Source organism: Halorubrum kocurii JCM 14978 (genome assembly GCF_000337355.1).
GTDB lineage: Archaea > Halobacteriota > Halobacteria > Halobacteriales > Haloferacaceae > Halorubrum > Halorubrum kocurii.
The window spans coordinates 26,043-34,119 of record NZ_AOJH01000055.1 but is presented as its reverse complement, the minus strand read 5'-3'; the positions used below and the strand labels follow the sequence as shown (position 1 = coordinate 34,119).

Below are 8,077 nucleotides of genomic sequence, written 5' to 3'. Positions count from 1 at the left end.
GTGTAACATAGTGGTTGCGAAAGTTCGTGTCGGCTTCCTCTCCGGCCTACTCGCGTCGCGCTTCCGACTGAGCGTCGGAACCCCTCGCTACTTGAGGCCGGAGGCTCCGCCTCGAAAACTGCTGAAATCCGCTCCCGGAAACCCGCTCCCCGAAACCTGCTCTCAGAAACCCGCTACCGACCGACCGGGTCGGAGGCGAGTCGAGCGCGCGGTCACCCCGAATACGTTCGGGAGAATACGCACCCCGTCGCAGGCGGTGGTGAGGGTATGAGCACCGATCAGGCGGACCCCTCTCCGGACCGGCCCGGAACCGCACCCGACCCGGAGCGCCTCCAGCGGCGCCTCCGCCGTCGGACGGCCGAGATCGAGCGGCGCGAGGTCGAAGAGGCCGTTACGACGCTCGACGCGCGCGGCGACCTCACCGACGAACAGCGCGAGACCGTCCGGGAACTCGGGTCCGCCCTCGTCGGGCGGCTGACCGCCGCCCCGGACCGGGCGCTGGAGCGAGAGCGGCGAGGCGGCGCGGGCTCGGCCGCGAGCGGTCCGCCGGCTCTTTGACCTCGGTGAGCCGTAGCCGCTCCGGAAAAGCGCCGCCGCCGTCTCGCTGGCGCCCACACCGAGAGGCGGACTGAACGCCCGCGGCCTCAGTCGCGGGTCACTGGCTCTTCGGCTCTTCGCTCTTCGGGAACTCCGCGACGAACTCGTTTGGCGCGTTCCGACGCACCTCGTACGCCTCCTCGTCGAATGCGGGGACCTCGGCCGCCATCTCGCAGTACAGGGGCTCCGGCTCGTGGTCGTTGACGATGGTGAGCGTCTCCCCCGGGTCCATCCCGTCGAACTCCTCGTGTATCTTGTCGTGGCGGTTCACGGGCGGGATCTCGCGGACGTCGAGTCTCGACATGCGATCGGAGGGTCGGGGCCCGTCCGAATTCGTGTTGAGCCGAACACGTTCGGGGACACCGCCTCGCCGTCGCGGGCGTCGGGCAGTGGGCGCCGGACAGACGTAACAAAGTAGCATGGTTTTATATTGTAGAAACATATATTTTCAACATCGAAATAGTGGTTGTTTTTGTCTAGTTTATCTCTCGAAATTGAACACCTTTTTATTCGACGTGACGGAACGCTCTGACGACTCTCAATGTCTCAGAAGCGCACCAAACAGTGGTGGCCCAACCAATTGGACTTGGAGATCCTCGATCAGAACGCCCAGAACCCCGGTCCGCACGCGGACGACTTCGACTACGCCGACGCGTTCCAGTCGCTGGACCTCGACGAGGTGAAGGCGGACCTCGAGGAGCTGATGACCTCCTCGCAGGACTGGTGGCCGGCCGATTACGGCCACTACGGGCCGCTTTTCATCCGAATGGCGTGGCACAGCGCCGGGACGTATCGCACGGCGGACGGGCGCGGCGGCGCCGCCGGTGGCCGGCAGCGGCTCGCTCCGATTAACAGCTGGCCGGACAACGCGAACCTCGACAAGGCGCGTCGGCTGCTCCTCCCGATCAAGCAGAAGTACGGGCGCAAGATCTCGTGGGCCGACCTGATGATTCTGGCCGGCAACGTCGCTATCGAGTCGATGGGGTTCAAGACGTTCGGCTACGCCGGCGGCCGCGAGGACGCCTTCGCCCCCGACGACTCGGCCTACTGGGGCCCGGAGTCCGAGATGGACACCCAGGAGCGATTCGACGAGCCCGGCGAGATCGAGCCGGGCCTCGGCGCGTCCGTGATGGGCCTCATCTACGTGAATCCCGAGGGGCCGGACGGTCAGCCCGACCCGATGGCGTCGGCGAAGAACATCCGACAGACGTTCGACCGGATGGCGATGAACGACGAGGAGACGGCCGCGCTCATCGCCGGCGGTCACACGTTCGGGAAGGTGCACGGCGCCGACGACCCCGACGAGCACCTCGGTCCCGAGCCGGAGGCGGCGCCCATCGAGGCGCAGGGCCTCGGCTGGGAGAACGACCACGGCAGCGGCAAGGGCGGCGACACCATCACGAGCGGGATCGAGGGCCCGTGGACCGGCTCGCCGACCGAGTGGGACATGGGTTACGTCGACAACCTGCTCGAGTACGAGTGGGAGCCCGAGAAGGGTCCCGGCGGCGCGTGGCAGTGGACGCCGACGGACGAGTCGCTCCACGGCAGCGCCCCGGACGCCCACGCCCCCGACGAGAGCGTCACGCCGATGATGCTCACGACCGACATCGCGCTGAAGCGCGACCCCGACTACCGCGAGATCATGGCGGAGTTCCAGGAGAACCCGATGGCGTTCGGGATGAACTTTGCGAAGGCCTGGTACAAGCTCACCCACCGCGACATGGGGCCGCCGTCGCGGTTCCTCGGTCCGGAGGTCCCGGACGAGGAGATGATCTGGCAGGACCCGATCCCCGAGGTCGACCACGACCTGATCGGCGACGAGGACGTCGCGGCGCTCAAAACGGAGATCCTCGACGCTGACCTGACGCGCCAGCAGCTCGTCAAGACCGCGTGGGCCTCGGCGTCCACCTACCGCGACAGCGACAAGCGCGGCGGCGCGAACGGCGCGCGCGTCCGGCTCGACCCCCAGCGCAACTGGGACGTGAACGAGCCGGCGCAGCTCGAGACCGTGCTGGAGACGCTCGAAGGGATCCAGACGGCGTTCAACGACTCGCGCGACGACGACGTCCGCGTCTCGCTCGCCGACCTGATCGTCCTCGGCGGGAACGCCGCCGTCGAGCAGGCGGCAGCCGACGCCGGGGTCGACGTGACGGTCCCGTTCGAGCCGGGCCGGGCCGACGCCTCGCAGGAACGGACCGACGTCGACTCGTTCGAGGCGCTCGAGCCGCGCGTCGACGGCTTCCGGAACTACATCGACGACGACATCGGCCACGAGCCCGAGGAGCTCCTCGTGGACAAGGCGGACCTCCTCGACCTGGACGCCAGCGAGATGACGGTGCTCGTCGGCGGGATGCGCTCGCTCGGCGCCACATACGAGAACACGGACCGCGGCGTCCTCACCGACAGCCCGGGGACGCTGACGAACGACTTCTTCGTGAACCTGCTCGACATGGGCACCGAGTGGGTGCCCGTCGCTGACGGCGCGGACGACGCGGGCGACGCGGACGTGTACGAGGGGATCGACCGCGCGACCGGCGACGTGAAGTGGGAGGCCACTCGCCTGGACCTCATCTTCGGGTCGCACTCTCGCCTCCGCGCCATCGCGGACGTGTACGGGAGCGAGGACGCCGACGAGAAGTTCGTCCGGGACTTCGTCGACGCCTGGACGAAGGTGATGCGGCTCGACCGCTTCGACCTAGAATAGGTCGATAGGGGGTCGTTCGCCGCGAGCGGTCGGCCCTCGCAGTGACGGCCGCGTCGTCCCTGACCCGCCTACCACACCGGCGCGAGCAGCAGCGCGACGGTCGCCGAGATGAAGACGAGCTTCAGCGCGGTGTTGACGGCGATCACCTTCGTCCCGAACTCGGCGCCCCAGATCCCGTACTGGAAGGGGATCGAGCGCCGGAACGTGGAGACGGCGAACGAGAGGATCCCGCCGATGAGCAGGCTCGCGACCGCGGTCCGGACGGTGAAAATGCCCTCGGCGGTGCCGGACAGCGTCACCGCGCCGGCGGTCGTGTCGAGGGTGTAGACGGCGATCACGGGGACCGCGGCGCCGGGGAGCCCTAAGACGCCGGTGATCGGCTCGGCGACGCTCGTCAGCGCCTCCACGTCGACGTTGGTGACGAGGCCGATCACGAGGGTGTAGACGACCGCGAGCCGCGGGACGATCCGCCGGAGGGTGGACCACGACTTCTCCGCAGCCTCGCGCACGCGCTCCCGGTTCGTGCGGTCGTCGGCGTCGGGACCGGTCGCGTCGACGTCGGCGAGCGCGGAGCGGTCGACGTTGCGCTCGGACAGCAGGACGCCGCCCGCGAGGACGCCCGTGACGGTGATCGCCAGCGCGATTCCGGCCCGCGCGGAGACGTAGACGACCCCCGTCTCCGCGCCCAGAATCGGGATCAACACCGGGATGTAGTAGGTGAAGACGTGCTGGACGAACCCGAAGAACGTGTTGATGGTCACGGCGACGAGCGTCGCCCGGTCGTCCAGCAGTCCGGACTCGCGGTACTCGGCGAGCGTGGCGTACCCCGCCGTCGTCGACGCCGCGGTCGTGAGGATCGCGGTGCCGACCTCGTCGGGGAGGTTCGCGGGGCGGGTGAGCCACCCGGCGAGCCCGGCGACGTACCGGATCAGGCCGAACGCGACCGCGACGTTGGCGGCGAAGACGCCGACCGCGATGAACGCCGCGATGCGCGCGAGCCGGGGGGCCACCTCGGCGAGCAGGGCGACGAGTTCGACGGCGACCGATTGCACGACCGGCGGTTCGCGGGCGGCGACCTAATGGCCATCGAAACGGGCGAACCGGCGGGGAGCGGGAGCCCGCCACTGCCGCCATCTGTCGTCACCGTCCTCACCGCCGTCACCGTCCTCACCGTCGTCACCGTCCTCACCGCCGTCACCGTCCTTACCGCCGTCACCGCCGCCCTCGCCGCGCGGGGCTTATGAGACCCCCGACCGAACGCCCGGCAATGGCACCCGCCGAAGACGACATCTCGATCGAGGAGAAGCGCGTGTACGCCGGGACGGCGGGCCGCACCGACGCGTACGTCGCCACCGACGGCGGCGTCGTCCGGGTGGCGCTCTCGGCCGACAAGATCGGCGCGTTCGACATGGTCGCGCGCGATCCCGCCCGCGACGCCGCGGTCCTCCCGCGGCGAGACGCCCCGGACCTGCTGGGCGTCGCGACCGACGACGGCCTCCGGGTCGCGCCCGTCGGCGACGACCTCGCGTTCGAGCCCGTCGACGCGGCCCCAGTCGGCACGGAGCCGCTCGTCGCGGTCGGCGTCCACGACGGCGCGTTCCTCGTCGCGGGCGAGGGCGGCGAGATCGACCGCGTCGAAGTCGCTGACGACCGCTCCGAGTCGGCGGCGACCTCGGTCGGGACCGTCTCGGACCCGCGCGCGATCGACGGCCCCCTCGTCGCCGCCGGCGACGGGGTCCACCGGGTCACCCGGGACGACGGCGCGAGCGCGCCGCGCGCGCTCACCGCGGTCGGCCTCGACGACGCCCGCGACGTGGCGGGAGCGGGGATGCCCCTCGCGGCGACGACGGCCGGCATGTACTGGCTGGGCAACGGGTGGATGACGGCGCTGGAGGGCGACGCGACCGCGGTCGCCGCCGACGGCGACGGGCACGCGATGGCGGTCGCCGACGGCGCCCTGTTCGTCCACGGGGCCGACGACGCCGAGTGGGACGACGAGACGTGGCGGCCCTCGGAGCTCCCGGTCGACGAAGAGCCGGTCGCGCTCGGCTACGGTCCCGGCGTGTCGGTCGCGGTCACCGACGCCGGCACGCTCTGCGTCGACGCCGGCGACGGCTGGCGGCATCAGGTCGTCGGTGTCCCAGGGGTCGCGGGGGTCGCTCTTGCGGCGGTGGAGTGACGAATCGTGTCGCGATTTTACTTATAAATAGCTGACTGCCGATCAGTGGTAAACACCGTCAACGCCCCAGCCGCGAGGCGGACCTTTTGAGTCCCCCCCCCGCCAGCAACCGCCCCGTAGCTTCACGCCTCCCCGGCCTCGTCGCCGGCGGCTTCGCCGCCGGCTGCCCGTGGCGCTGCGCGCCACGCTGTCACCGGACTACGTCCGGTTGCAAGCGAGAGCTTCGCTCTCGCCCTGTCGCTCACTTCGTTCGCGACTCCCTCGCGCGTGCTCTTCGCGCCCGGTGGGCGCTCAGAGGCACGCGCCACCGCCCAGTCATTTATAAAGGCACACTCGACTCCGATCTGCGCGCCCGCGCTACGCGCTCGGCAGTTCGATCTCCTCGCCGTCGGCGTACACCGTGGGATTCCGGAGGATCCCGTCGAGGTGGACGGGCGCGTCGGTCTCGCCGCCGATGCCGGCGTTGTCGCCGATCGCGATGTGGACCGTGCCGCCCGCCTTCTCGTCTAAGAGCACGGAGCCGACCAGCTCGTCGACGCCGACGTTGGTCCCGATCCCCAGCTCCGCGAGGTTGTAGGCGGCGTCGCCGACCGACTCAGCGGCGGCCTCGAGCTCCGCGCGGACCGCGTCGTCACCGACCGAGGTGACGAGGCCGTCTTCGACCTCGAACACCAGCTCCTTCCCCGTCCCGAGCAGGCCGTGGGGCATCATCGTCCCGTCGACGACGTACGTGCCGGTCGCAGTCTCGGGCGCGATGAACACCTCGCCGGCCGGCAGATTCGAGAAGTCGCCGGGCTCGTGGACCATTCCGGTGTCGGCGAGCCACTCGCGGTCGCCGACGCCGAACGTGATGTCGGTGCCCGCGGGCGAGGTCACCCGTATCTCGTCGGCGTCGGCGACCCGCGCGAGCACGTCGTCGCAGGCGGCGTCGATCGCGGCGTAGTCGGCGTCGAGCCCGGTCGTGAACACCGGCTCCGTGATCCCGGGCAGCGTCGCGCCGCGCGCTCCCGCCTCGCAGGCGCTCCCGCGAGCGCGGGTGTGGCTCAGGCTCTTCGCCGTCGGCGCGAGGAAGACGTCGCTCTCGGCCATCGCGGCCGCGACGGGCGCGGGCGGTTCGGTCCCGTGCTGGTCTGCGGGCGGGTACCGGAGGACCGTCGCGTCGTCAGTGACGATGCTCGCGGCCTCGTAGAGCGCCTCGCCGATGCGCTCGCGCGTGTCGTCGGTGACAACGACCACAGACTCCCCGGGCGCGACGCGCAGACACTGCTCGACGGCGGTCTCGGCTGCTTCCGCGAGTTCACTCGACATACCCACCGATCCGTGGCGCCGGGCGTTAGTCCTTCTCATCGACACCGAATTTACTCCGTTTCGAAATTCAGTTTCACCGTCACTGCACGCGAATTAACTGACCGATTACTCTCGCCGTAGTTAATTTCTTCTTGCATCTCTCGAAAAGATTATACTGTTCCCCGAGCGACCGGGATCCATGATACGCGTGGGCGTCAACGGGTACGGGACGATCGGGAAACGCGTCGCGGACGCGGTCGCGGCCCAACCCGACATGGAACTCGTCGGCGTAACGAAGACGAGTCCGGACTACGGCGCCGAGGGCGCGCTCCGCCACGGCTACGACCTGTACGCGGCGATCGACGACCGAGCCGCCGCGTTCGACGAGGCCGGCCTCGCGACCGCGGGCACCCTCGGCGACCTGCTGGACGCCGTCGACGTGATCGTCGACTGCGCGCCCGCGGGGGTCGGCGAGCGCAACCGACCGACCTACGAGGCCCACGGCACGCCCGCGATCTACCAGGGCGGCGAGGACGCCGGGATCGCGGACGCCTCTTTCAACGCCCGCGCGAGCGGGACGATCCGCGACGCCGATTCGCTCCGCGTCGTCTCGTGTAACACGACCGGCCTCTCGCGGCTGCTCGCCCCGCTCGACGAGGCGTACGGCGTCGAGAAGGCCAGAGTGACCCTCGTGCGCCGCGGCGGCGACCCGAGCGAGACCGGACGCGGCCCGATAAACGACGTGGTGCCGGACCCGGCGGCCGTCCCCTCGCACCACGGTCCCGACGTGAACGCGGTTCTACCGGATGTCACGGTCGACACGGCCGCGCTGAAGGCGCCGGTCACCGGGATGCACACCCACAGCGTCAACGTGACGCTCGAACGAGAGCCGACCGCGGCGGCGGTCCGGGAGCTGCTCCGCGCGGAGACGCGGGTGTTCCTGATCCCCGAACACGCCGGCATCGACGGCGCGGGGACGCTGAAGGACTACGCGGCCGACGTGGGGCGACCGCGCGGCGACCTCTGGGAGAACTGCGTCTGGGAGGAGTCGGTGAGCGTGCAGGGACGCGACCTCTACCTGTTCCAGAACATCCACCAGGAGGCCGACGTGGTGCCGGAGAACGTCGACGCGGTCCGGACGCTGGCGACCGATGTCTCGCGGGAGGAGTCGGTCGCGCGGACGAACGAGGCGCTCGGCGTCGGGCTCGACAGCCTGCTGTCCGACGACGGGTCCGCCCGCGGGCAGGTTCCCGCAGACGACTGACTCGCGGGGTCCGTCGGGGTCGGCGTCACGGCGGACTCCGCCTGGC

At 70.2% G+C, this 8,077-nt stretch carries 9 protein-coding genes; 6 read left to right on the top strand and 3 right to left on the bottom strand.

Annotation, left to right across the window (positions count from 1 at the left end; all coding sequences use genetic code 11):
• Together C468_RS18840 and C468_RS08335 are read left to right on the top strand one after the other, a co-directional pair.
• Positions 1-271, top strand: a 271-nt coding sequence (locus C468_RS18840; protein WP_206536740.1) for a hypothetical protein, incomplete at its 5' end; no start/stop codon positions are given.
• Positions 268-558, top strand: a complete 291-nt coding sequence (locus tag C468_RS08335; RefSeq protein WP_008848449.1) for a hypothetical protein — start codon at positions 268-270, stop codon at positions 556-558. The genes C468_RS18840 and C468_RS08335, both read left to right, overlap by 4 nt.
• 97 nt (positions 559-655) lie before the next feature.
• Here the strand turns inward: C468_RS08335 and C468_RS08330 are convergent, their stop codons facing one another.
• Positions 656-901, bottom strand: coding sequence for a DUF2249 domain-containing protein (locus tag C468_RS08330; RefSeq protein ID WP_008848448.1), 246 nt, complete (start codon positions 899-901; stop codon positions 656-658).
• 237 nt (positions 902-1,138) lie between these two features.
• Between C468_RS08330 and katG the strand changes: the two genes are divergently transcribed.
• Positions 1,139-3,301 carry a catalase/peroxidase HPI gene (gene katG, locus C468_RS08325; protein WP_049912140.1) on the top strand — a complete coding sequence of 721 codons (2,163 nt, stop codon included), beginning with the start codon at positions 1,139-1,141 and terminating at the stop codon, positions 3,299-3,301.
• A gap of 68 nt (positions 3,302-3,369) precedes the next feature.
• On the opposite strand, the gene C468_RS08320 is transcribed toward katG, so the two are convergent.
• Positions 3,370-4,353 carry a nucleoside recognition domain protein gene (locus C468_RS08320; protein ID WP_008848446.1) on the bottom strand — a complete coding sequence of 328 codons (984 nt, stop codon included), beginning with the start codon at positions 4,351-4,353 and terminating at the stop codon, positions 3,370-3,372.
• A gap of 27 nt (positions 4,354-4,380) precedes the next feature.
• Here C468_RS08320 and C468_RS18375 point away from each other — a divergent pair, with 27 nt between their 5' ends.
• Together C468_RS18375 and C468_RS08315 are read left to right on the top strand one after the other, a co-directional pair.
• Entirely contained in the window at positions 4,381-4,545 is a 165-nt protein-coding gene (locus C468_RS18375; RefSeq protein WP_161609726.1) for a hypothetical protein, read from the top strand.
• A 23-nt stretch (positions 4,546-4,568) separates the two neighbouring features.
• Positions 4,569-5,480 carry an HVO_0234 family beta-propeller protein gene (locus C468_RS08315; RefSeq protein WP_008848444.1) on the top strand — a complete coding sequence of 304 codons (912 nt, stop codon included), beginning with the start codon at positions 4,569-4,571 and terminating at the stop codon, positions 5,478-5,480.
• Between the two features lie 357 nt (positions 5,481-5,837).
• Here the strand turns inward: C468_RS08315 and C468_RS08310 are convergent, their stop codons facing one another.
• Positions 5,838-6,788, bottom strand: a complete 951-nt coding sequence (locus tag C468_RS08310; protein WP_008848443.1) for an aminopeptidase — start codon at positions 6,786-6,788, stop codon at positions 5,838-5,840.
• 178 nt (positions 6,789-6,966) lie between these two features.
• On the opposite strand from C468_RS08310, the gene C468_RS08305 reads away from it, so the two are divergent.
• Positions 6,967-8,031: a type II glyceraldehyde-3-phosphate dehydrogenase gene (locus tag C468_RS08305; protein WP_008848442.1), complete on the top strand. Its 1,065-nt coding sequence runs from the start codon at positions 6,967-6,969 to the stop codon at positions 8,029-8,031.
• Positions 8,032-8,077: the final 46 nt, after the last annotated feature.

Coding starts and splice junctions, on each gene's coding strand:
- C468_RS08305 (WP_008848442.1), top strand. CDS start 6,967: ATGATACGCGTGGGCGTCAACGGGTACGGGACGATCGGGAAACGCGTC.
- C468_RS18375 (WP_161609726.1), top strand. CDS start 4,381: ATGGCCATCGAAACGGGCGAACCGGCGGGGAGCGGGAGCCCGCCACTG.
- C468_RS08330 (WP_008848448.1), bottom strand. CDS start 901: ATGTCGAGACTCGACGTCCGCGAGATCCCGCCCGTGAACCGCCACGAC.
- C468_RS08335 (WP_008848449.1), top strand. CDS start 268: ATGAGCACCGATCAGGCGGACCCCTCTCCGGACCGGCCCGGAACCGCA.
- C468_RS08310 (WP_008848443.1), bottom strand. CDS start 6,788: ATGTCGAGTGAACTCGCGGAAGCAGCCGAGACCGCCGTCGAGCAGTGT.
- katG (WP_049912140.1), top strand. CDS start 1,139: ATGTCTCAGAAGCGCACCAAACAGTGGTGGCCCAACCAATTGGACTTG.
- C468_RS08315 (WP_008848444.1), top strand. CDS start 4,569: ATGGCACCCGCCGAAGACGACATCTCGATCGAGGAGAAGCGCGTGTAC.